Source organism: Thermostichus sp. OS-CIW-30 (assembly GCF_054060215.1).
This window is the reverse complement of record NZ_JBSSCZ010000027.1, coordinates 31,038-54,845: the sequence shown is the minus strand read 5'-3', so window position 1 is coordinate 54,845 and position 23,808 is coordinate 31,038. Positions and strand designations below refer to the sequence as shown.

The 23,808-nt window shown below is 53.7% G+C and carries 17 protein-coding genes; 7 read left to right on the top strand and 10 right to left on the bottom strand.

What is annotated here, in order from left to right; translation table 11 throughout:
- Positions 1 to 701: 701 nt before the first annotated feature.
- Positions 702 to 2,669 (bottom strand): O-linked N-acetylglucosamine transferase, SPINDLY family protein, encoded by a 1,968-nt coding sequence (locus ACVWZF_RS11685; RefSeq protein ID WP_457411523.1) that lies wholly within the window; start codon positions 2,667 to 2,669, stop codon positions 702 to 704.
- Positions 2,670 to 2,870: 201 nt separating this feature from the next.
- A complete protein-coding gene (locus ACVWZF_RS11680; protein ID WP_457411522.1) occupies positions 2,871 to 4,928 on the bottom strand; it encodes a glycosyltransferase family protein in 2,058 nt (685 codons plus the stop codon).
- A gap of 171 nt (positions 4,929 to 5,099) precedes the next feature.
- Here ACVWZF_RS11680 and ACVWZF_RS11675 point away from each other — a divergent pair, with 171 nt between their 5' ends.
- From ACVWZF_RS11675 to ACVWZF_RS11665, 3 genes are all read left to right on the top strand, one after another.
- Positions 5,100 to 5,243 carry a hypothetical protein gene (locus tag ACVWZF_RS11675; protein ID WP_011432125.1) on the top strand — a complete coding sequence of 48 codons (144 nt, stop codon included), beginning with the start codon at positions 5,100 to 5,102 and terminating at the stop codon, positions 5,241 to 5,243.
- A gap of 579 nt (positions 5,244 to 5,822) precedes the next feature.
- Positions 5,823 to 6,722, top strand: a complete 900-nt coding sequence (locus tag ACVWZF_RS11670) for a 2OG-Fe(II) oxygenase (protein WP_457411521.1) — start codon at positions 5,823 to 5,825, stop codon at positions 6,720 to 6,722.
- Positions 6,723 to 6,921: 199 nt separating this feature from the next.
- Entirely contained in the window at positions 6,922 to 7,704 is a 783-nt protein-coding gene (locus tag ACVWZF_RS11665; protein WP_457411519.1) for a glycosyltransferase family 2 protein, read from the top strand.
- Positions 7,705 to 7,799: 95 nt separating this feature from the next.
- On the opposite strand, the gene ACVWZF_RS11660 is transcribed toward ACVWZF_RS11665, so the two are convergent.
- A complete protein-coding gene (locus tag ACVWZF_RS11660) occupies positions 7,800 to 8,315 on the bottom strand; it encodes a type IV pilin protein (RefSeq protein WP_457411517.1) in 516 nt (171 codons plus the stop codon).
- 203 nt (positions 8,316 to 8,518) lie between these two features.
- Here ACVWZF_RS11660 and ACVWZF_RS11655 point away from each other — a divergent pair, with 203 nt between their 5' ends.
- Positions 8,519 to 12,298: an FkbM family methyltransferase gene (locus ACVWZF_RS11655; RefSeq protein ID WP_457411515.1), complete on the top strand. Its 3,780-nt coding sequence runs from the start codon at positions 8,519 to 8,521 to the stop codon at positions 12,296 to 12,298.
- A gap of 214 nt (positions 12,299 to 12,512) precedes the next feature.
- Here ACVWZF_RS11655 and ACVWZF_RS11650 read toward each other — a convergent pair whose 3' ends face one another.
- Together ACVWZF_RS11650 and ACVWZF_RS11645 are read right to left on the bottom strand one after the other, a co-directional pair.
- Positions 12,513 to 13,031, bottom strand: coding sequence for a phosphoribosyltransferase (locus tag ACVWZF_RS11650; RefSeq protein ID WP_414329088.1), 519 nt, complete (start codon positions 13,029 to 13,031; stop codon positions 12,513 to 12,515).
- A gap of 65 nt (positions 13,032 to 13,096) precedes the next feature.
- Positions 13,097 to 14,017 carry a branched-chain amino acid transaminase gene (locus tag ACVWZF_RS11645; protein WP_414343490.1) on the bottom strand — a complete coding sequence of 307 codons (921 nt, stop codon included), beginning with the start codon at positions 14,015 to 14,017 and terminating at the stop codon, positions 13,097 to 13,099.
- Positions 14,018 to 14,542: 525 nt separating this feature from the next.
- Here ACVWZF_RS11645 and ACVWZF_RS11640 point away from each other — a divergent pair.
- Complete coding sequence (locus ACVWZF_RS11640; RefSeq protein WP_457411513.1) at positions 14,543 to 14,689, top strand: PepSY domain-containing protein; 147 nt, start codon at positions 14,543 to 14,545, stop codon at positions 14,687 to 14,689.
- Between the two features lie 211 nt (positions 14,690 to 14,900).
- A complete protein-coding gene (locus tag ACVWZF_RS11635) occupies positions 14,901 to 16,343 on the top strand; it encodes a hemolysin family protein (RefSeq protein ID WP_457411511.1) in 1,443 nt (480 codons plus the stop codon).
- A 15-nt stretch (positions 16,344 to 16,358) separates the two neighbouring features.
- Here ACVWZF_RS11635 and ACVWZF_RS11630 read toward each other — a convergent pair whose 3' ends face one another.
- The gene (locus ACVWZF_RS11630) at positions 16,359 to 17,900 is read right to left on the bottom strand and encodes an aminotransferase class I/II-fold pyridoxal phosphate-dependent enzyme (protein ID WP_011432136.1); all 1,542 of its coding nucleotides are present in this window, start codon (positions 17,898 to 17,900) and stop codon (positions 16,359 to 16,361) included.
- Positions 17,901 to 18,022: 122 nt separating this feature from the next.
- Here ACVWZF_RS11630 and ACVWZF_RS11625 point away from each other — a divergent pair, with 122 nt between their 5' ends.
- Complete coding sequence (locus tag ACVWZF_RS11625; protein WP_011432137.1) at positions 18,023 to 18,589, top strand: DUF2854 domain-containing protein; 567 nt, start codon at positions 18,023 to 18,025, stop codon at positions 18,587 to 18,589.
- A gap of 193 nt (positions 18,590 to 18,782) precedes the next feature.
- On the opposite strand, the gene ACVWZF_RS11620 is transcribed toward ACVWZF_RS11625, so the two are convergent.
- The 4 genes from ACVWZF_RS11620 to pilM form a co-directional block, all read right to left on the bottom strand.
- The gene (locus tag ACVWZF_RS11620) at positions 18,783 to 20,873 is read right to left on the bottom strand and encodes an AMIN domain-containing protein (protein ID WP_011432138.1); all 2,091 of its coding nucleotides are present in this window, start codon (positions 20,871 to 20,873) and stop codon (positions 18,783 to 18,785) included.
- Positions 20,874 to 21,135: 262 nt separating this feature from the next.
- Positions 21,136 to 21,837 carry a hypothetical protein gene (locus ACVWZF_RS11615; protein ID WP_457411510.1) on the bottom strand — a complete coding sequence of 234 codons (702 nt, stop codon included), beginning with the start codon at positions 21,835 to 21,837 and terminating at the stop codon, positions 21,136 to 21,138.
- Positions 21,837 to 22,544 (bottom strand): PilN domain-containing protein, encoded by a 708-nt coding sequence (locus tag ACVWZF_RS11610; protein WP_457411508.1) that lies wholly within the window; start codon positions 22,542 to 22,544, stop codon positions 21,837 to 21,839. The genes ACVWZF_RS11615 and ACVWZF_RS11610 overlap by 1 nt, the downstream gene beginning before the upstream one ends.
- A 60-nt stretch (positions 22,545 to 22,604) precedes the next feature.
- Positions 22,605 to 23,762, bottom strand: coding sequence for a type IV pilus biogenesis protein PilM (pilM, locus tag ACVWZF_RS11605; RefSeq protein WP_457411507.1), 1,158 nt, complete (start codon positions 23,760 to 23,762; stop codon positions 22,605 to 22,607).
- Positions 23,763 to 23,808 lie beyond the last annotated feature (46 nt).

The following is a 23,808-nucleotide window of genomic DNA, read 5'->3' as shown; positions in this document are numbered from 1 at the left end:
TCTCGTTTTGACAAATTGGCCAGGAACTTCTTGAGTTTTCTCTATCTCGTCAGTGCTCTCTTTTGGCTCAAATGAAAGATCAACACAACCTAGTTAGGCGGATAGTAACTCCTGTAACATTGGCTGCAGAAGGAAAGTAAAGGAATCCATCGACATAAAAGGTAAACGTGCCAGGGGGAGGTGGAACTTCCCGGGCATTTATGACATTGTCCCTCTCATCGAAGTAGATCTCCAAGTCGCTATTTGGCCCCAAGGTTCCACTGCGTCTATCCCCCTGTCGGCGCAGACCAATCGATGCAAAAAGGCCTGGACTGTAGGCTTGTTCGCAGACGTTCACCAGAGGCGGTATTGTACTCCCTCCACTTCCTCCACAGCCTGCCAAAACCGCAGCTGAGGCCAAAAGGCCCAAGAACAGCCTCTGCAGGGATCCCTGCGGAGCTCTAGAAGCATTCGATGCTAGCCCTGGCATAAGCACTCCTCCGGACACCGGATGTCAATGTTCCTCTAGATTACGATGCTCTGAGCAATTCTCAGCAAAATGCAGATCACTGACAGGATTTTCCCACGTTTAGGCTTGCACCGGCCTGGGGGGGCTGTTCCGCTGTTGACCTCGAGAAGGGAGCTTCAAGGGCGTAGTGGGGCCGTTGAGCCAATTTTGTCCTCAGGAAGGGATCCAGAGCAAAACCCTTTTTCGCAGTGGGCTAACCACTACTGGCGTCGGGCTTCCTGGTGAGGAAGAAATGGGCCAGGGCTGCCACACATTCTCGATCTTCGAAGAGTAGGTGGCATCGCTGCCGAACCTCCTCAGCCATGTGGTAGCGAAACTCAGGATCGGATCCCAGTTTTACGGCCAAATCCTCGTAGCTTTTCAGATCCGAGGCAATTAAACTGTCCAGCCCCATTCTTTTGAGAATGGCATAGGTATGCCGGCCCCGCATCAGCTTTCCAGGGCAAGTGATCACAGGCAATCCGACCGCAACGGCCTCTAAGGTGGTGATCCCACCTGACCAGCCATAGGAATCTAACATAAGATCGGCACAGCGGTTGAGATCCAAGTAGTCTTGATAATCCAATCCGGGCAGGATCAGGCAGTGGTCTTCTACATTGAGGCCATACAAAGAAAAAGCCCGGGTGAGCCGTTCCCGAAATTGTCGGGCAATAGCAGCATTGGGTAGAGCTAAGAAGACAAACTGAGCGTTGGGCACTCGCTGAGCAATAGCGGCAAAAAGATAGTCATATTGGGGCAGATATTTACCCAAGTATTGACAAGCTAGGTAAACCACTGCATTTCTGCGCAGGCCGAAATCCTCACGATAGCGCTTTTGCTGAGGCAAAATCGGCTTTTCGAAGCAAGTGCCCAAATGAGGTAGCCGGATCAAGGTTTCACTGTAGTGTTCCTGAGCATTCTCCGGCTCCATTAAATCGCTGGAAAGGAAATAGTCAATCGTAGAAAGTCCAGAAGTTACAGGATGAGCCCAAGTGGAGCACTGTATCGGTGCCAGTCGCAGGGAAGCCAGTTGCAGAATAAGAGGTGAAAGACCAATCTCCAAATACACCAAAATATCTAGCTGATCCTGCAGGATTTGTCGGGCTGCATCCTCAAGTCCGGTGGGAATGTGTCGAAACACATCGGCATATTGACGATACCGGTCTGTCATGAAATCGGTTCTGGGATCCAAGTGATAAGCGAAAACTTGAAACTTCCGCTCAAAGTTAGCCTGTCCATCAATCCAATTGGCGTTCAGGTACTTAACCCAACCCAGAGATAAGCGGCTGTAAGAGCAAGCTCGCATGGAAGCTGAGGCAAACCCAACTCGGAGGGGATCCCCTGGCTGGGATTGGTGAGGAAGATATCTCCACTGGGAATAGCAAGCGTTGACTATACGTTGAACAAACTGGGCATATTTTTTCTGTAAATCCAGGTCGTTGTAGCCTTGGTACTGTAGGTAGTGATTGGTTCCCAGTCCTGATGCCCACAGCGCTGTGCGACGTTGCTCCTCCGTTTCTAGGGGAGTTTCCTCAATAAGACGATCCAGGTGCTCAACAAAGCAAGCACGAAAGGAGTTGAGCTCTTCCTCACTCTGATAGACTGCCGGCAAGTAGAGATGATAAAACCAACGAGCCTGTTCTAACTGGGGATCCAAAGCCAATGCTTTCTCTAGGTGATCCAAGGCAACAGCGTGTTCTCCTTGATCTCGGTAGGCGATGGCCAGATTCAGATGCACCTCTTCCAAAGGGATCCCTGCTGCTCGATCCGAGTTTACCAACAGGGAATTGAGCAGGGGGATCGCCTCTTCGCAGCGACGTAAGTTAACGAGGATCTTGCCAGCTTGAAAGGCGGAAAGAGTGGCATCGGGATTGAGGTTTAAGCTCTGCCGGTAGCAGGATAAGGCTTTCTCCCATTGGCCCGAAGACTCGTAGACCACGCCTAAGTTGTGATGATAAAGAGCTACGCAAGGATTTAACTCAATAGCCTCGGCAATTAGCGCAGCTGCCCATTCCAAATCCCCCTTGGTCTGGGCCACCGTTCCCAGCAGGTGCAAAGCGTCGGCTTGCTCAGGAAACTCCGCCAAGATCTCGGAGTAAATGGCTTCTGCTTGTCGCAAATCTCCTGCTTGCTGGGCTTGGATCCCGGCTAGAAGTTTGTTTGTAAGTATCCAGTCTGACATCTACTACAAGATGGCTAGAAATTCTCCTGACTTGTCTGCCCAGTATAGTTTTTTCCAGTTATAGTCAGTTCAGTTGGGGATAAGATGACTTTACAGGCAAGATAACATGCAGGTAGACCTAAAGAGGAAGCTTAGATCTGAGAGAGAGTCGTATTTGTTCCGCTCCGTGGCTCATTTTTTTACTTTGTTCAGCTACTTTACCTAAACGTAAGCTCTGCTCAGGTAACAGAGACAGCCGTAGTTACCTTGAGAAATCTCCCCCTGCCAGAGGAGATGAGAGGGATCCAACATCTGGTCAATCTGCTTGCGGTCTTGCTCAGAAGTAAACTCCACGTAAATCACCTTGATGTCTTTGAGCTGCTCTTGCAAGCTGGTCAACACCTCCACCTCATCTCCACCTGTAGCCACCCTGAGCACATCGATGGGCTCCAAACCCAACTCCTTGAGGGCTGCCCTGGCTTCCCGGAAAGGGAGCAGCTGCTCCACTCCCCACTCGGCCTGAGGATCCTCCGGCCAGAGGCGACGGGTTCTGCAGCTATCCTGCCCCGCCAGTCCCACCGGATGCACAAAGCAGTTCTCCAAAGTCAAAGCATTCTGCTGCAGTAGGTGCAAGGCCAAAGGGTTCGTCTCGAAACAATGAATGGCCGCCTCAGGGTGAAAAGTCCTGAAACAAGCGCTGGCCACACCTACCCCGGCCCTCACATCCACGACAACCTTGACATCAGGAAGAATGGAAGCCGCAGGCTGATAGATGCGGCTCAGGCTGGCTACTGTCCCTTCATACTCAAGGCCTTCGTACCCCCGCAACCAAGCTGACGGAGCAGAGCTGCCCTTTTGGATTAAGTCAATGAGAAAAGTTTCTGTTATGTTTCCCGCATTGGCAAAGAGGAGCTGGGTGTCTTCTCCCAGGATGAAAGCAAAGCTGGTTCTCAAAGGCCGCCCCAGCCGCTGCAAGTCTCCCACCGTGCACACCACAGCATCAAAACTAGGCCAACTGGCTGGCTCCCCTCTCACCTCATGAACTCGCTCGGGCACTCCCTTCTGCTGCAGCAGACCACAGGGATCCCCAAACCCCTCTTCCACGTACAGCTCCAGCCGCGGCAGGTCCAGCAAGTCTGCGGCTATCACCCCAGGACAGCCTCGGCCAACAAATACCCTCAGTCGCTCCTGCACGCGATGCAGCTCTTGAATGGGCTCGTAGATTCCTAGTCGTGTGTCTATCCAGGCAGAGCTGGCCGTGCTGACAAAGTAGCGCACATCAGAGCGGGGCGAGTAACGAAAGGGCTCCGGCAGCTCTCCCCCAAACACCCAGTCCAGCAGGTTCTGAATGCGGTGGCGGGGATGCCAGTGTTGGTCGAAAGTGTGATAAGCGCGGCGGGCAATTTGAATGGCCTCCTGGGGATGGTCTAGGTAGTAGCGGATTTTCTCCAGGAGTTGGGCTTCGGAGTTGTAGGTGTCGCAGTAGGTGCCGGGCGCCAAAAGTTCGTCCAATCCTGAGGCGAAGGAGAGCTGGTCAGTAAGCAGAAAGCCCCCCGCGGAAATCACTTCCAAGTTCCTTAAGTTCAGATCCCCATTTTGGCTGCAGTTAAAGGAAATCAGAGAATGGGCAAACCATTTGGCTGCCTCTTGGCGGTTGGCTGTTTTGATGAGGATGGGCAAATCTGCATTCTTTATGGCTTGAACCAGCCGGCAACGCCTGGGATGGCGGGATCCCTGTTGGCCGATAAAGACCACTTGATTTTCTCTATCTTCCACCCAATCGTGGGTAACAGTGCGCATGGAGATAAGAGGCAACCAGGCAAGATTCTCAGCGCCTGCTGCGGCAAACCAGTGCAAATGCTGGAAGTTATAGGCAGTAGCGACGTAATCAAACCCTTCAGCAGCCCAGTAGGCCAAGAGATGGTTGATGGGAAACTTCCAGTGGTGGGTGTCTCCAGCTAGCAAGAGTGTGGGGCATTTAAACTTCCTTGTATTTAGGGGATTACTCTGGTCAAAGCTGGAAGTCCAAACAATAACTAGGTCAAACTCCTTATTTGTAATTTGCTCAGACTGCTGCACAAAGTCATAGAGGTCATAGTCTCCCTCTGGGCACTCCACCAATTCCTTAGAGAGATTGACAAAGTTTAGTCCAAAGCCCTTGGCTCTCCTCTTGGGGCAAAGACTGACCTGCCGATCTGAAAGCTGCGGGGGCGGGATATAGTCTGGCGGAGTTGGCCAATTGAGGAGAATTCGCGGAGCATTGGCCTTGATGTCTTGCATTTCTCGACTCCCCAAGTTGAGCGGCAGGTTCTTCTAGCTCCTACAGGCTACTAGGATTGGACACAACAACAAGGGATCTCTGTTGCCCTGGAAAACGATAAGCCGAGCATAGGTTATAAGCAACCCCATGGATCCCTGTCTGCAAGAGCCGAATCCAGTTTACCTGCCTGGATGGCCCCTACCCAAGACGAGCTCTCCTACGACAATGGCATACCCATGGAAAGCTGGCGGCACACGTGCCAGATGGACTTGCTCATCTCCACCACCCATGCCGAGCGAGGTTTTGAGGCTGTACCCAGCGAAGTGGGAGGGTAGGAGGCCACCTGGATTCTGTGGGCCACTGCCGCTGGGGAACTGATGCCTGCCAAGGCTGAACTGGAGCAGCAAAGGGCTGAGCGCCTGGCCTAAAAGTTGTGAGAACTGGGGGTGGATCCGGGTACATTAAGCTAGAGCAGACGTCAGGGATCCCTCCCCATGGATTGCCAAGACCTTGCTCAGGATCTTCTCCTAGAACTGGAGCAAGCTCAGAGTCTCACCCAGCTCTTAGATTGGGCTTTAGCCTGCCTTCCTAGCCAGCAAATCTTCTGCCAGATTGGCTGGGAAGAGTCCGCAGCTGTTTTGCAGGCAATGCTTCGCTATCCTGAAAAGTTAGCAGTGATTCTACGGAATCCCCTACAGAGCTCATCCGAAAAGTCAATCAGCACAGAAGATATCCAAACCCAAATTTCTCAGTTGGGATTAGAAGAACGGGTTCTACTCCTAGAAGGCCCCATTCCTGCCCTTTTGGCAGATCTCGGTCAATGTTTCCCAGAGACCCAGATTGGCGTTTGTTTCTGGACTGAACTCACGGACTACCGTACCTGTCTGCTTCAGTCTTTGCTACTGCGGGATTACTTGGCCGACTCAGCCCTATACTTGGTCAACCATTGCCGCTACGGAGCCATAGCCCAAGCCAACCTAGATTTGATGGGGATAGATCCCAGTTTTCATCTGCAGAAGGTTTTGCCCAATCTAGGCCAAGGGATCCATCTCCTCACTTGGGATCCCCAGCACAAAGGGTTAACCGAGCAGGATCTCGCTTACATCCAAGCAATTAGCCCTGGATCACTGCTGGTAGCTAACCCGGTATTCCTGACTTTTACCCAGCCGGATCCCTCAGAACCCAACCGGTTTTACCCCTGTAAATACATCAAGCTGGATAACTTCCTGCCTCAAGAGCTCAACCAAGCCATTCTCCAACATGCCATTACCCACCAAGACAAGTTTATCCCTTCCAAGAGCTACAGCAAGAGCAACACCGAGGCAGAGTCACTAAAATTTCGCCGCTCCCTGAGGCTGGACTTCGCTTACTTTCAGGAGCATGGATCCCTGCTGCGAGAAAAAATTGCGGCTGTTGCTCCCCAGATTTTTGCTGAGCTAGGCATTGAGAACTTTGACATTCAAATCTTTGAGATGGAGATGATTGCCAGCCATGATGGCTGCTTCTTTACCGCCCACACCGATAACTCCTACCCACAAACTGCCTTCCGCCAGGTGAGCTGCGTATATTACTTCCACAAAGAGCCAAAGCCTTATCGAGGAGGTGAGCTGCGCATCTACGATACCCAAAGGCAAAAACCTCATCCACCAATCCTGCACGGGGCATACGATGAGGTAACTCCTACAAATAACAGCATCGTCTTCTTCTCCAGCAGTTGCCTACATGAAATCCTGCCGGTATTTAGCCCTAGCCAAGCCTTTGCCGATAGCCGCTTCACTATCAATACTTGGCTAGGAGCCAAGCAATTCACCTAAAGGCTTGCAGCTCCACCATGGCCAGAGTTTGCATAATTACCACTGTTCGGGATCCAGGCGTGTGCTTGGAGTCGTTCATTCGCTATCACCTTGCCCTTGGAATTGCCCGTATTTATATCTTCTTTGACGATCCAGAGGATCCCACTTTCAGGTAGCACTTCAGTTTTCCAATGTAACGGCTATTCCCAATGATGAAGCTTTGCAAGTCCAACAAGCATTGGGGAATGTTCTCTACCCAAAATATGGCCCTCATGTTGGCTATGAGGTCATGGCTCGTCAGATCCTTAACGTAGAAACGGCTATACAACTTGCCCTGGATCAGGGCATGGACTGGATTCTTCATATTGATGGAGATGAGCTTTTTTATCCTGGCCAGATGATGGCTTTGGATTGGTTTGATCAAGTAAGCGACGATATATTCCAGGTTACGTTCCTAAACCACGAAGCAGCTCCCGAAGCGTTTGAGATCGAAGACTACTTCCGCGAGGTCACTTTATTTAAGAGAAACCCTGCTATTTTGGATCCCGGATTCTATACCCAGTTTCAGAGGATCTCTAGTAAGAGTCAATACTTTTTGGCTTACCAGAATGGAAAGTCAGCAGCTCGGATCTATCCCTCTCTTCTGCCTAACAGCGTACATAGCTTTGATATTCCAGGGGATCATACTCTAGTAACGTCGTCTCTCTCTATTTTGCACTACTTGAACTGCGGATTCCAGAACTACTATAAAAAATACGCCCAACTGGGAAACTTTCCCGACTACTGGTGGCGCTCCAAGTCTAATCCTATTCGGGTGCCTTTTCACTTAACCTCACGGGATGCTTACTGCTCGGGAGATAGAACTCGCATGGAAGCTCTCTATCAGGAGTTTATACTTTACAACAATCCTGAAGCCAGTCAAAGCCTCATGGAAAACGGCATTCTCACACGCATTTGCTACCCTTCCCAGCTACTGTCATCTCTCTCTACCTCACCGGTTTAGTCTGAGCTCTTATCCGCTCTCCAGTGCGAGACTAGTCAGGGTAAGAAAAAGGCTCCCTATAGGGAGCCATGGAGTACTTGAAGTGAAAAGAGAAATTATTGAAAGACGTTACAGCTCTTACCAACAAAGGTATTCAGAGTAGGCACAACTGTCTCCTGCGCTCCCAGCCCAATGGTGCATTGAATGTTTGAACCAGACCTGGTGATGTATGGAGCACCGGTGGATGTTGTGTCCCACCTTAGTGCGTGAGGAGCACTGGTCGAACGTTCAGTAGGCACTGGTAGCGTGTAGTTGGGAGCCCTCCACGGATCGTTCATGTACTTGTCATTATTGTCTCCACCGAACTTGATCCTATCATACTCGTGAGGATAGACGCCGAAGTCGAGTCGGTAGACTTCAGAGGCACGGCCTACTTCAGTGAGAGCCGCTTGAGCTTCGGCTGTACGGGAGCGGCGCACTTGGTTTAAGAACTGCGGGATTGCCACTGCAGACAGCACACCCACAATTACAATCACCACCAACAGCTCAATCAGGGTGAAGCCCTTGGCTTTGGAGAGAATTTGCTGAGCCAGTTTGGCCCGCAACAGAGACTGACGAGACTTTGCGCTCATGAGTACCAGATCCTTTAGCAAACTAGAGAGTTAACTGTGCAGCTCACCTGCTAGTGCTAACTTACCCCGCTCAAGGGCGACTCATAACAGCCTGCTCCCTGGCGCAATTGCGGATTTTTGCCAGATGAGCCTGACACAGGTCAGTGGTTTAGCTGAGCCGGCCTCAGCATGGCAGATTAAGACTAGCACTCTTCCTTCAACCTATGAACCCTACGCTGCAAGCTCGGATCCTAGAAGCCAAGCAACTGCTTCAGCAGTCTCCCGATGCTTTTGTGGAGTGGTTGGTGGCTTTTTACCGAGAGCAAGGCGCAAAGGATTGGCGGGAGTTCCTGTGGGGTTTCTTTGACCTCTCCTCAGCCAATGATTTGGCTTCCCCCTCTGAGCCAGAGGCAATTACCTTGTCAGCGCTGGAGCAGGCCTTGGCTGCTGGCCAGCTGAGCCTTGCTTACCAGCTTTACACGCCTCTGGTGAGGGCAGGGATCCTGTCCCAGGAGAAAGTCTTGGATTTGTTACTATCCCTCGCAGGCCGTCTAGAAAATAGCCCCACGCAGGAGCCGCAGCAGCGTCTCCAGGTTTGTCTGAAGCTGCGGGAGATGGCCTTTGAGCTGGATCCAAGCCGGCGGGTCAACACCCAAGTTTTGCTGATGCGGGCCCTGCAAGCTCAGGATGAGCTGGCAGTTGGCTTTTATGGGCAAGCCCTACTGGAGAGCCTAGGCGGCGAGAAGAGCCTCGATATTACTCAGGAGCCACTCCTTACTGAATTGCTCGCGCGGCTATGGGACGATGGCTACCTGAGCTTGTTTTTTGAGGTGGCCACAACTTTACAAGTCTTTCTTCCGGAGGAACAAAGATCTGGATTTGCTGCTTTGCTGGCCCAGCTAGCCAATGCGGTGGATCCCGAGCAGGCGAAGCGCTATGAAGGTTTGTGGACGATAGAGGACTTAATCGGTGACTTTTTTCAGAGGGCAGCCCGCGCCTTCTTCCAGAACTCTACCAGTGATGGCTATTCCATTTTAGGAGAAGCTCTCATCACGGCGGCCGAGAGCTCACAGGTGCAAGAGAACTTTACTCTTCGTCTATCCCTTCTATCAGAATCGCTGGAAAAGTTGATCCATGCTGCCCAGCCAGAACGGATAAACCTTGTTATCCAGAAAATTATAGACTTAATTTTATCGAGGGAAGCCGACTTAGGATCACTAAGAATTAACGATGAAAATCTACTCGAGAGTCTAACGATTGCTAAAGTCATTCTGTTTCGAGTTTGCTTTTGCTGGAGCTATCTAACTGATGATCGTTCTCTGATTCGTCGTTACCAGCAGATTGGTGGTAGAATCTTTAACGATTGCCTAAGCTTAATGGCTTCTCAGCGAGACTTCCTCTGGTCAGAGTATTGGCAGAGAAACCAGCAAGATTACTGCAGATCCGGTAGAGCTGAGCGCAAGTTGCGAGTAGGCTTTCTGGGTAACTGCTTTCAGCGACATTCGGTTGGCTTTCTCAGTGAGGCTACTCTCAGGAACCTATCTCGCGATCTTCTGGACGTTGTCTACTACTACTACCAGGGGTGGAAAAATGAAGATATGGCCAGTCATGACAATATGTATCAAAAGTTTCGCTCTCACGAAAATCTCCATTTTCGCTTTTTTCCAGGAGAAACCAAGCCGCCTCAAGTAGCTGCTCAAGCGCGTGAGGATCGCATCGATATCATGGTTTTTATGGACTCCCTTACCAGTCACGATGCCAGCATCGTAGCAGCTTTGCGGGCCGCTCCTATCCAAATTGGTTGGCTGGGTGGAGATGCTGTTGGTTTGCCGGAATTTGATTACTTTTTCGCCGATCCCTATGTCCTTCCTGAAGATGCACAGGCCGATTACCATGAAAAAATTATCCGCTTGCCTAGCTACTGTGCTGTGGACTATCTGGACGTCCTGCCCGCTGATAAGATAGATTTCAGAGCTAAGCTGAGAATCGATCCGCAAGATATTGTTCTTCTAACTGCGGCCAGTGCCTACAAGCGCACCCCTGAATGCATTGATGCTCACCTGCAGATTCTAGAAGCCGTACCTAACGGTATCCTAATTGTCAAAGGCTCGGGGGAAATTGCCACAGTTATCAGGCGCTATCAGGAAAGAGCCAAAGAATTAGATGTTTTGGATCGCGTCCGATTTCTAGCCAAAACCAGCACTGTAGAAGAGCATCGCGGCCAACTGGCTTTGGTGGATCTGGTCTTAGATACCTTTCCCTACACAGGCGCAACCCACACTATGGAAGCCCTCTACATGGGCGTGCCAGTTCTCACCTTGGTAGGTCGCCATTACTATGGCCGAATGAGCTATAGCTTGCTGAAAAATGTAGGCCTTGAAGATTGCATCACTTGGTCAGTAGAAGAGTTTATCCAACGTGGGATCCAACTGGGCAATGATCCAAAGTGGATTAACCAGATCAAGAGGAATATCAGGGATTCCCGTCGTTGGTCAGTAATTTGGGATCCAAGAGAACATGCTCGCAGCATGGAAGCTGCCTTCTTCCATATTCTAGAAGGTAAATCCCACGAAACTTATACGTTTCACCCCAACGACTTGTACTCAACTCCAGATGAATGGAACCAAGCTGGGATCGAGCTCATTCGATCCCTAAGTGCTGATGCTTCAGTCTCAACACGTCAATCTGCTTGGGAAGAGGCACTATCCCTGTGGCGAAGAAGTTTGGCTAAGGATCCCCGCCATGTTCCCTGCTGGCTAAATCGAATACATGCTCTACTGGTACTGGGCGATCGTCCTCGCGCCTTTGAAGATGCCTACGCTCTACTAGAATTTCTGTGCACAGAAGCGGCAGGTTTACGTCCTTCCAAAGCGATAGATCTCCCCATCTGGGTTGAAAGCGAAGTTTCTGCCCGCCCAAATGCTTACACGAAACACAGTTACCTCTATTATTTAGCCAGATGGATAGCTACTCATATTGGGGTCGTATACAGCCCAGAAGCCATGCGATTTTGGAACCTAACTTATTCGATAGATCCAGATGATGAACAAGCAGCTCTGGCGGTAGCGATTGAGCTTCTCTCGCAGAAAAAGATAGAAGGGCTAATACCAATTAACCATATACTTAGCCTTGATCCAACTCATCGCCAAGCATGCCTGGTCAAGGAAATTGCACTGTGGGAGGTTGTGTCTCAAGTGCAAACAGCCTCTTTCCCTGCGCAGCCCGATCTCTATTTTGACTATGAAAATTGCAGACTCTCCCTCGAGCCTTCGTTCTCGAGTGTTGTCACGCGCGTTCTACTTACTCAAGGAGAATGGCTTGAGAGCGAGATTAGCTTCTGCAAGCACTTTTTAAGACCAGGGATGAACGTAATCGATGTAGGGGCAAATGTTGGAGTATATACTTTCCTTGCTGCGCATCGAGTAGGCCCTACGGGTAGTGTAATCGCAATTGAGCCCACGGCTTCTTGTCTTCAGTGTATGCGGAAGACAATAAGTGCCAGCTCCCTAGAGGATGTTGTCTTCCTTATCGAAGCTGCTGCCGGTGAGCATGAAGGCACTGTTCAGTTAGGAGAAGAAAGATCTGGGGCATTTAACTCTATCGGAAATCCGAAGCAGGCATCAGGGCAGGCGTCAAATAATGGTGAAGGAAAAATTGTGAATCTTGTTACCCTGGACTCTGTGTGGCGTTCGAAAGGTGAACCCCGGATTGATCTTATCAAGATTGATGTAGAAGGCGCGGAAGAGCAGGTCGTTTCCGGCAGTCTAGAGTTGCTTGCCGCCAGTCACCCTGTTCTTATTCTTGAAAACAAGCACGGCCCTAAAGTTACTGGAACTTCTACAGCTAAAATACTGGAGCCTTTGGGATATGAGTTTTACACCTACAACCATTTCCTGAATAAGCTAGCCAAGATCAAGACTCAGCAATACTCGATTTCTACTCTAAACATTATTGCGATTCATCCTTCAGATCTGGAAAAAGTTGCAGACATGATATCGGTTTAGAAAGTTGGATCCGAATTTTGCTCTTTTGCTTGTGTTGAGCAAGGAGCTTTCCAGGGCTGGGTGGTTTCTGTTGTACGAGCAAGTCATTCAACTTTTCTGGGGAACAGAGCTTGCAGTGGGGGTGGGCAATCGTAAGTAGACAGCTCATGCCAAGAAGTCCAACTGACGTTAGACACTGCAGGCGCCGCGAGCAAGCCAATTTGAGCAAATTCAACTAACCGGAAGAGCGTAGCAACTGCATCAGCTGCTGGGGCGTCATCTGCTCGTAGGGCTCAAAGGGCTGGTGGATCCAAGGGTTATCCGGCAAATAGTCCACATAGTAGTCGGGTTGATAGACGGAGGCGGCCTTGTACCACAGTACGCCGGTGCGGATCTCCTCGATGTAGAAGCCGTAGTGGTGCTTGAGCCAGTGGACAGAGCGCTTTAGGGTCATGCCAGAGTCTGCCAGATCGTCCACCAATAGCACGTGGCTGCCCAGGTTGGCGGTGGTCATGGCTAGATCCCGCGAGAAGGTCAGTTGCCCCCGCTGGCGGTTACCGGGCCCAGAGTAGGAAGAGGCTGAGAGAATAGCCAGGGGCAGGTCGAAAAGACGGGCCAAGGTATCGCCGATGCGCAGCCCCCCCTTGGCAATACAGACGATTTGGTTAAATTCCCACCCGCTTTCGTAGACTTTGACGGCCAACTCCTCGATTTTGCGGTGGTAGTCGGCCCAGGTAATGGAAATTTCGTGCAAGGGATCCCCCTCTACCCATCTAGAGTGCTCAGTTTAATAATGACGCTTCTCCCCTCGACTAGGGACTAGCTTTCTTTCAGAGGGATCACCTTCACCCAATGGGCATAGGCCGGATCCCGATTTTCAGTAATTGCCGTCAGCTTCTGCCGCAACTGCTCGGTGATGGGGCGGGAGGGGGGCAGGACGTACTGCTCGATCTGGCGAATGGGGGTGATCTTGGCAGCAGTGCCGGTTAAAAAGGCCTCGTCAGCAATCAATAGCTCCGATTTGTCAACGGGCCGTTCTTGGGTAGGGATCCCCAGATCACGGGCCAGGGTGAGGACACTGTCGCGGGTGATCCCTTCCAAGATATCTTGGTCGAAGCTGGGGGTAATCAACACGCCATTGCGCACGATGAAGATGTTCATGCCCGAGGCTTCGCTCACTTTGCCCTGGGAGTTCATCAAAATGGCCTCGTCATAGCCAGCCTGCGCCGCCTCGGTTTTGGCCAAAGAGGAAGTGATGTAGGCGCCGGTGATCTTGCCCCGCAATGGTAGGCTGCGATCCTCTTGCCGGGCCCAAGAGCTGATGCGGCAACTGACTCCCTCTGGCGAGAGGTAGTCCCCCAGTTCCAAGCCGTACACGAAAAAGTCTTTCTCAATGTTGTGCAGCCGCGGCGAGATGCCTAGGTCGGAGGTGTACACCAAGGGGCGGATGTAGAAAGACGTGGAGGGACGGTTTTTTCGGATCAGCTCGACGATCACCTGCTCAATCCGTTCAGCAGGGAGATCAAAACAGAGCAGGCGGGCGCTTTGACTCAGTCGTCGGCAATGGCGATCCAGACGGAACACCAGAACTTGATCCGGGTTTTGCGGATCAGGGATCCCGCGTAGGCCGCCGAACGCCGCTGTCCCGTAGTGCAGAGCATGGGTGGCAATGGAGATCTTCGCCTCAGCAAAGGGGACAATCTGGCCCTGAAAGTAGGCGTAGGGCAGAAAATCTGGCATGGTCGGCACCCACCGGGGTAGGAATGAGAGGTAGGAATATTATCACCGATTCGTGCAGTGCCGGGAGCTCCAACGTCAGCATGACTTCCCTGCCTGTAGTAGCAGCACGCGGGATAGGCGTAGAGGTATTCCTCCCCCGCAGCAGCGTTGTTTAGCCAGTCCATTTCTGAGAGGGTTGGATTGGAGAAGCAAACAGTTCGTAGCTGAAGAGGGGCCGAGCAGCTACACCCTATGACGCAAAGGGGGTGAACTCCTTGTGAAGGCAGCAATGCTCCTTGTGGCAAGGCTTCTTGAGTCTCAGGGTGGTAGGGTAAGGAGGTGGTTGCTCAAGCAGCTGTAAATAAAGCCTGCAAAACTTTCGATTGCTGCCTTACTTTTGCTTGGCATTTTGTCCCCCGCTAGCCCGATGCTGTCGACGGGTGGGAGCCGGAGGGCTGCTTTTGCCCAATCTTTTGCTCTGGGTATCCCCATTGAGGAAGCCATTCAGATCGCTCGATCTGCCGTGCCCAATGCCGTGATCAAAAAATGATCAAAAAAGATGAGTTGGAGCTTAAACATGGGCGCCTAGTTTGGGAAGTGAAATTTACCAACGACATTAAAGTCAAGATCGACGCCACTACCGGTGACATTGTCGATATCGACAACCAGCACTCAGGAGGTGCCCTTGCCTAGGCGGGGGTGAGCGTTGCCGGAAAAGGTTGTAGCTGTTACTGCTTGATGAATGAGAACTGCGAAAGCCGGGGATCCCTTTCCTTTTGGGCATGGGGAAAGCGTCTACACGGTAGCTGCCTGATGGCTGAAGCCGGTTCGACAGCTGGCTAGGGACAGGTGGTGGGGTCAGGCTGAGCTAGAATGCTGTCTATCCGTCTTGCTGCTCCCCCTGATGGACGACCCCCCTTTAGCCTCGGCGGCTACTTTCCCCAACACTGAGCTTTCGTGGGGAGATGCGTCGCTTAGTCTCCTTTGGGTCATCGGTCTTCTGGTCATCAACGCTTTCTTTGTCGCGGTCGAGTTTTCCTTGGTATCGGCGCGGCGCTCCCGGATGGTGCAGTTGGCCAGCGAAGGGAACCGGCAGGCAGCTCTTGTGCAAAAAGCCCAAGAGCAACTGGAATATGCCCTCTCCACCACCCAGTTGGGCATTACCCTGGCCAGTGTGTTGTTGGGCTGGATCGGGGCTACGCAAGTGGCGCCGACGCTGTTTCTGGCCTTGAGGCAGTTGGCTTGGCTTCAGAACCTGGATCCGGCCCTTATTCGAGGGGTGGCAGTGGTGCTGGTGTTTTCGCTGCTCACCTATTTTCAGATCGTGGTAGGGGAGCTGATCCCGAAGACTCTGGCCATCCTCTATTCGGAGCCGATTGCGCTCAAACTGGCCTGGCTCAACCGCTTGGTAAGCCGCTTCTTGCATCCTTTTGTCGAGCTGCTCCGCTTCTCCTCCCGCTGTGTGCTGCGCATCTTGGGCGTCCGCATCCCCGAGGCCACTTCCTTTTACAGCACCATGACGGTGGAGGAGCTGCAACTGTTGATCGCTTCCTCGGTGGAGTCGGGCAACATCGAGGCGGAAGAGCGAGAGCTTTTGAGCAACATCTTCGAGTTTGGCGAGACGGTGGCCAGCGAGGTGATGATCCCGCGTACCAGCATCGACGCGGTGCCGGAAACTGCAACGGTGCAAGAAGTGCTGGCGGAGGTGGCGGAATCGGGGCACTCCCGCTATCCGGTCTTTGGCGAGTCTTTGGATGACATCCGCGGGCTGATCCACGTCAAGGAAGTCATTGGGGAGCTGGCCAAGGGATCCATCGACCTCCACAGCCCCATCACGCCTTTTATCCGCGAGGCCCACTTTGAGCCGGAGAACAAGCCGATTGCCGAACTGTTGCCCGAAATGAGGCAGCACCACTGGCCGATGGTGGTGGTGGTGGATGAGTTTGGCGGCACGGCGGGCCTGATCACCATTCAAGACTTGGTGGAGGAGATTGTCGGCAAGCTCTCCGATGGCCCGGATCCCAACACCAAGGAGCCGGACATCCAAGAACTTGACGAAAATACCTTGCTCATCCAGGCTCAGCTAGATATTGAAGAGATCAACGAGCGCTGTGGCCTCAACCTGCCTCTGCACGAGGATTACCAAACGCTAGGGGGCTTTTTGATCTACCACATGCAGAAGATCCCACGTGCTGGGGAAAAGTTCACCTACCAAGAGATGGAGTTTCAGGTGGTGCGCATGGAGGGGCCACGGGTGGATCGGGTGAAGGTAGCCCGCCGCCCCGGCACTCCGGCAAACTCCCTACCGCTGCTCCCCCCGGCGCAAACGGCAAAAACCCGTCCATAAACCTGCTGGAGAGGACTAGGCCGTTGCTTTGACCACCTTCAGGGTTTGTAGGCGCACATCCTCTGGGCCGTTGATAAAGCCGCCTGCCTCATGCACCAACAGCAGATAGTTCACCGCCTCTTGAGTCACCTCTTCTCCCGGCACCAAAATCGGGATCCCAGGTGGATAGGGGGAGATGATCTCGGCGCAGATATGGCCCACTGCTTCTTGGAAAGGCACCCGCTGAATGGGAGCAAAAAAAGCCTCCCGGGGTGATAGCCGTTGTGGTGGCAAGCAAGGACGGGGCAGTTGTGCCAGCCGCTGCATTTTTTCCATTGCCGCTCTGGATGGGCGGGATCCCTGAAAATGTTGCGACAGGGCGGCGAAACTTTCCACCAGGCGGTCAATGTCTCGCTGGGTGTTGCCGATGCTAACGATAAAGACCACGTTGTGCAGGGTGGACATCTCCGGCTGCACGTGGAAGTGATCGTTAACCCAGTCGTGAGCGTCGAAGCCGAACAACCCCAGCTCTGTCACCGTTACCGTGAGACGGGTGCGGTCGAAATCGAAAAAACCAGGGGTGGAGCCGATACGCTCTGGGCCAAAACAGCGCAAGCCGGGGATGCGGTTGAGACGGGCGCGGGCTTGATCTGCCAAAGCCAAGGCTTGGCCCAGCAGGGCTTCTCCCTCCAGTGCCATCTGCCGCCGCGCCACATCCAGCGACATCATCAGCACATAGCTGGGACTGGTCGATTGCAGCAGTTGCAGAACGTTGCGCACCCGGTTGGGGTCGATACGGGATCCCTGCAGGTGGAGCAGCGAGGCTTGCGTCATGCCGGAGATCACCTTGTGGGTGGACTGCACCACCAGATCGGCTCCGGCTTCCAGGGCCGAGATGGGCAATTCCGAATGAAACCCAAAATGGGGCCCGTGGGCCTCGTCCACCAATAGCGGCAGGCCGTGGGCATGGGCGATGGCTGCCAGAGATTCCAGGTCGCAGCAAACCCCGTAGTAGGTGGGGCTGACTACCAAAACGCCTTTGGCATCGGGATGCTCCGCCAAGGCCCCCTCCAAACCGGCTGGGGTAATCCCGTGGGCAATGCCCAGCTCCGGGTCAAAATCCGGCTCGATATAGGCCGGCACCGCCCCAGAGAGGATCACCCCGGCAATGGCGGATTTGTGGCAGTTGCGCGGCAAGAGGATCTTGTCTCCCGGATCGCACACCGCCATCACCAGTGTTTCCACGCCACAGGTGGAACCGTTGACCAAAAACCAACTGCGATCCGCTCCATAAGCTGCTGCCGCCAGCTCCTGGGCCTCTCGGATCACGCCATCGGGATCGTGGAGGTTGTCCACCTCTGGCAACTCGGTCAGATCCGCCCGGAAGACGTTCTCTCCCAAAAAGGTCCGCAAGTCGGCAGGGATCCCACGTCCCTGTTTGTGGCCTGGCGTGTGAAAAGGAGCCTTATCCAAGCTGCAATAGTGGCGGATGGCCTCAAATAGAGGTGCTCGCTCCTGGGCTTTGCGATCCAGCGAGCGCAAGCAACGAGAGGTTTTGGACAGATTGGACAGAACCACAGACCACTCCTCAACACACCAGGTGGGCATTTTGTGATTATCCATCCCAATGGAGGCTAAGTCCACCGCTGGCGCTTTTCCTGCTAGCCTGGGTTTTCAGGTGGCCTTTCTTCCTCTCCTGTATGTTTGAAAAACTGCCCTTCCCCCTGAGCACTCTCGTGTTGCTGGCCGGCGTTGCCGCCACGGCTTGGGGCTTTGCCCACTACAACGATCCCACCCTCAATCTCATTGGCCTGTTTGCCGGGATCCCCTTGCTGTTGGGAGGGGTGACCATGAAGGTAGTGGAACTCAAGCCGGTACCTGCCCTGGCCGCCCCTTCTCTCGAGGTGATCCAAGCCCGCGCCCAGCAGGCCACGGAAATTCAAAAGCAAGTCCGCGCCGATATCACCAAATATAGCTACGGGGCTAATGCCCACCTGGAAGATGCCCTGGAGTTTCTGGGTCTGCGCGGCCCTCTGGAAGCAGATCTGCCCAAGGTGAGAGGGTACAGAGAAGAGCTGCGAGATGGCCGGTATACCTTGGTGCTTCTGTTCGATTCCCCCAAGGTTCCCTTCCAACAATGGCAGGAAAGCTACCAGAAAAAAATGCAAGGCTTCTTTGGCCGAGATGTGGAGGTGCAACTGGGGCAGCCCCAAGAAAATCAGGTGGAATTGGCGCTTGTTGCCCGAGGTGGATCCCAGGCCACTTGAAGAAGCCATTAGCTGCTGAGTGCAACTCAACGGATCCCGAAGCTAATGCAGCCAGTAACTCAGGACTGTCGAGAGTTAACTCATGAGGGGTGTGGGGAGCTATGGGTCCTGCGCTGTGCCTATAGTATCAGTGTTAGGAGGATGTCACGAAACTTGGCAGTTCGGCATAACCCTATTTTACGGATTGGGAATTTTACGGATTGGGAGGAAGACCAAAAGCAACATTATCATCCATAATGTAGGGCGTTAGCATGAAGACCACCTCATTGCGCTCGTTATTCACACTCTGAGAGCGGAACAAAGCACCCAAAAGAGGCAAGTCGCCTAGGAAAGGCACTTTTTGAACGTCAACGATGTCCCTGTCTTGAATGAGGCCAGCAATAATAAAGGTTTGCCCATCTCTTAACCTGAGCTGAGATGCTTGTAGCTGCCTCCTGTCAATATTGAAAAGTAGAATGCCTGCAAAGTCTCCGCCTCCCAATATTTGACTGGGTACAGGAATAGAAATTTCCGGCTGAATGGTCAGGGTAACAAACCCATTGTCATCTATTCTAACTTCTGAGACGTCAAGGATAACCCCAGCATCCTCTCGCTGCAAACGCTGAGTAACAACTGGAGGCTGGTTTTCGCCCTGGGGTATGGTGATGGTTTCAACGTTAACGGGCACGCTGGTTGCAATGCTAATTCGACTGGATCCGCCATCTGCCACCACAACTTTGGGGTCAGTTAGAATTTTTCCAGTTCCATTTTGTATTGCAGACTGCACTCTTAGAGCCAAAGACTGCTGCAGCCGGTTGAGAGTGTTAAATATTCCCGTGATGGATCCTGATGGGCCTGCAGGGCCGATAGAGCTTACCGAGGATCCCGCAGGTTGATTGAGCGGTCGTCCACCAAAGTTGGCGTCTCCCAAGGTTCCAAGGGCAAAGTTGCCAGATGCCCCTCCCAAGTTAACTGATAAGCTTTCGTTTTTGTCCAAGCGAATATCAACTGCTCTCAGGGAAATCAAAACCTGTCGCCGACGCACATCCAATTGGGCAATCTGAGCAGCCGCGATGTCCTGCTGCCGCGAGTTGCCGATCACCGTAATGGAGTTGGTGCGCTCGTCCACAACGAATTGGGCACCGGGAGCAACGGCGTTCAAAACTTCTTCCAGCCGACTGGCCAAATCGGTGGCGACTGCCTGATTCACGCGGTAATTGCGCACCAGGATCCCAGTCACCCCTGGCAGGTTTTGTCCAACAAATACGGTTTGGCCCCTTCGCTGGGCTTGCAACTGTTTTAGCCGCAAGATAAAGTTGAATGTCTCCTGTAAGGGCGAGTCTTGCACATCCAGAGAGATGGTTAGATCGGGTGGGACGTCGTTGAGCACCACATTCAACCCTGCTCGCCGCACCAACAAGCTCAGCACATCGCCCACAGGAGCATCTTTCAAGGTCAAGCTAATCCTGGCATTGGATCCGAGATCCACTGTAGGTGGATCAGGCAGGATTGTGCCAACGGCAATATCGCCAGCAGGAGGAGCCACAGCTCTCCCCTGAAAAGGAGATTCGGTGGGCAAACTTCCCGGCGGCAATTGAGGTTGGTTGAGCTGGCCCACAGGGGGGACCTGAGAAATCACGGGTGCAGCAGGAACAGCAGGTGCAGGAGGAGCCGCTTGAGTTGTCTGCGGAGGGGCAGGGTTTTGAGCGACCGGTTGGGAGGCAGGGGCAGGAGCTGCGGGCTGAGGAGCAGGAGCCACGGGCTGAGGTCGGTTTAGTGACGCCGGTTGGCCGGGCGCTACTGGGTTGGACGAGGGTTGAGGGGGAACCGCCGCTAGGGGGGCCGGTGGAGCAGAGGGTAGGCCCTCAAAGTCGAAGACCAACTGCGTCGGGCTGCGCCGAGCCAGCAAGCCTTGGGGAGCTGCGGCCACACCGGCTATTTCTATCCGCACGCTGTCGTTGCTCAACTGCCAGGCCTCAATGAAGCGCACCCCTGGCAGGGGAGACTCTTGGCGATAGCGGCCCTGGCTTCCGCTCAATTGAGCATTGGTGATGTCCCCGATCCAAGATTGTCCCTGCTGGGTAAAGAACACCTGTGGGCGAGCGCCCCCTTCGGTGTTGATCTCCAACTGCATGCGGTTGCCGTTGGGCACCAGGCGGATATCTGTGATGCGGCTGAGGCGTTGCGGGTTTGCGGAGGTCAACTGTTGAGCGGCTGCCTCATTGACCCGGCTTTCTAAGGCCAATGGGGGCAGGGACAGGATCAAGCCCAACGCACACCCATAAGCAACTCGACGGTTCATCATCCTCACACCTCACTCCTTCACCCAGTCGTATTCTTGCTTCACCTCGCCACGGGTGCCTTTGGCCTCGTTCACCCCGTGCTTCCCTGATCAAAGCCGAAATCTCGGACTTTGCCACTACCTGTAGCCGTTTCGGAAGAAATTTTTCCCAGATCTTCGATTCGGCAACACTATCCGTGCTGAACCGGCGGTTGTTCCCGTCTTCTGAAAACCAAAGGGGATCCCGCACTGGCAGGATCCCCCCCTGAGTCAAGGCATGGCTGGGCTACTGACCAGGTGCCGTTTGCCCTTCAGGTGGAGGAGCAGTGCCCAACGGAACGTCTTTGTTGTAGATGTAGGCAATCAAATCAAAAGCAGCGTCCAGTTCCCCTGTGTCTTGAACAGGATTTAAGCTGATGTTGCTCACCCGGAACAGCGTGCGCAGACGTTCTATATCTCCCATCAGATTGATCAGCTCCGTATAGGGGCCACGCAGAGCGACACGGGTGGTCTGCACTTGGATGGCGGGAGCGATGATCCCAGGCACTTCCGGATTGGCCGAAGACGCTGGAGTCAGTGGAGAAGGGCTAAAGCTGCGCAGCTCGCTGTTGGGCTGCCCCTGCACCAGCCGGTTGAGATCCAGCAGTTGCGTGTCGGCATTCTCGGGGGTGGAGAGCAGAGCACTGATCTGTTCCCGCTCCACGCGGGCTCTCTCGATCTGGTTGGGCACATCCTGCAAACCGGCAATCTGGCTCTTTATGTCCTGCAACTGGGTAGTTTTGTTGGCTACCTCCCTTTCCAAAGCCTGTACCTCCTCGATCAAGGGGCGAAGTTGGGTGAAGGCCAGAAACCCCGCCGCGCCTAGCCCTGTGATCCCGATTAAAAGACCAATTCGAATGGGGGTCAGCTCCACGCCCAGCAGTACCGGCGGCCCTGCCGGGGGAACCACCAGTTGTTCGTCGGGAAAACCTTCAACCGATCCAGTCATCAGTTCGCCTCCACTCGACGCAAAATGCGGATCTTTTCAACCAAGCCTATCGCTCCCCGCTGCTCCAGCTCGCGGGTAAATTCTGGGTCGGGATCCCCCAGGGTACGGATGGTTACGGTTATGCCGTAGGTGACGCTGGGCTCGGTTAGGTTTGTGCCGTCCACCCGGGAGCTGCTGTTCAGGACGGCGCTGGTAACAAAGTTGGAATCCAGCAGGGTGAGCAAAAAGTCGTTCACCAGGGGAAAGTCCAGCGCCCCTCCTTGGATATTGACAGTATCCCCGGAAGCGCTGATGTTGGTTATCCATACCCCCTGGCCGGGGATCTTGCGCCGCAGCTCTTCCAAGATGGCCGACCAAGGCTGGACGGATCTCAGAAAGGAGCGGAACCCTTCCGTTTGGGCGCGAATGGTTTGCAGCTCTTGATTGGCATTCTGCAGCTGGGACAACTCAGCATTGGCTGTGCTGAGCTCACTGTCAAGGCGAGCCCGCTCCGCCCTCAAGGTTTCTCTCTGGCGGGAAAAGCTGTCTTGGAAATACCAAAAAGCTCCCATCGCTACAGCAGCAACAGCAACCCCCAGGCCAATGGCCGGGATCCAATTCTGGGATCCCTCTGCAGCCTCAGCTGCGACTACTGCTCCCCCACCTGTTCGAGCTGTGGTGAGGACATCCGGCCTTTCTTTGAGGAAATTGATCTCCGGTGTGTACATCTCTTTAACCGCCTTGTGCGCTATTCCATCGGTTGGGCGAGCTTGCGCTGCCTGCTGCCGCTACTTGGTGTCTTCCCGCAGCGCCAACCCCAGGGCCACTCCCATTGCTGGGCGTTCCTCCAGGGGCAGTTCCACGGAATCCGGCACGACAATGTTGCCAAAGGGATCCGCCAACTCCACCGCCACGCTCAACGACTGAGATAAGAAGCCGTCGATTTGGCCGATGCTTGCCCCAGTTCCGGCCAGCAGTACTTTCACCACAGGCGAGCTGCTTTCTGTGCTCGTAAAGAAGTCGATGGAGCGCTTCAGTTCATCCGCCAAATCGGAGACAACGCGCGTTACTGCTGCTACACCGGGATTGCTGGGCGCTGGCTGTTCTCCCGTGGCCAAAATATCGGTGGGGTTGATCAAGGGTAACCTCAGAGTTCGCAACAGGTCGCCGGTGCGGCTAACCGGCAAATTCAGGGACTGGGCCAGCACCTGCCGCATGTGGATGGTGCCGATGTTGACGGTGCGGGTAAATTGCGGGATCCCGTTCACCAAAATGCTGATCTCGCTGCTGTCGTAGCCGATGGAGCTGAGCAACACGGCCTCTTGGGGGCCGTACTGGATTAGCTGATCGCGGATGGTGCGAATGAGGGAGAAGCTGGCCAGCTCCACACAGCGCACCTGCAAATTGGCTGCCTGCAGCACCTCCAGGTAGTTGTCCACCACCTCTTTGGGGATGGCCACCAGCAAGACTTCGATGCGCTCAATGCCATCCTGGGAAAGATCGAGACCCAAGGGCTGGTAGTCGACATCCGCCTGATCCCGCGGATAGGGAATGTAAAGTTCGGCCTCCTGCTCCAAAACCACCCGGCGCAGCTCATCGGCGGGTAGGTCGGCAGGCAGGCGAATGAGACGAACGATGGCCTCCCTTACGGGCACTGCTGTGGCTGCCGGCAGGTTGGTGGGTACCTTGTTTTCATTGAGCAAATTCATCAGGATCAAGCCAACTGTGCTCGGATCGAGGATGCGTCCTTCGACCATCGCCCCTTCTGGCATGTCCACGCTGTGGTAGTGGGCCAGACGATAGCGACCATTGCCCTGCTTTTTCAGTTGGGCAACGGCGATGCGCTCGGGGTTGATGTCCACCCCAAGCATGGTTCGGGTTTTGGAGCCACCGAAAAAGCTAAACACACCGGGAAACCCCGCCCTTTGCGCTACTGCTAGAGGCATACTACCCAATTTGTAGGTGGGTTACCACTGTTCGCCATTGGCCGCG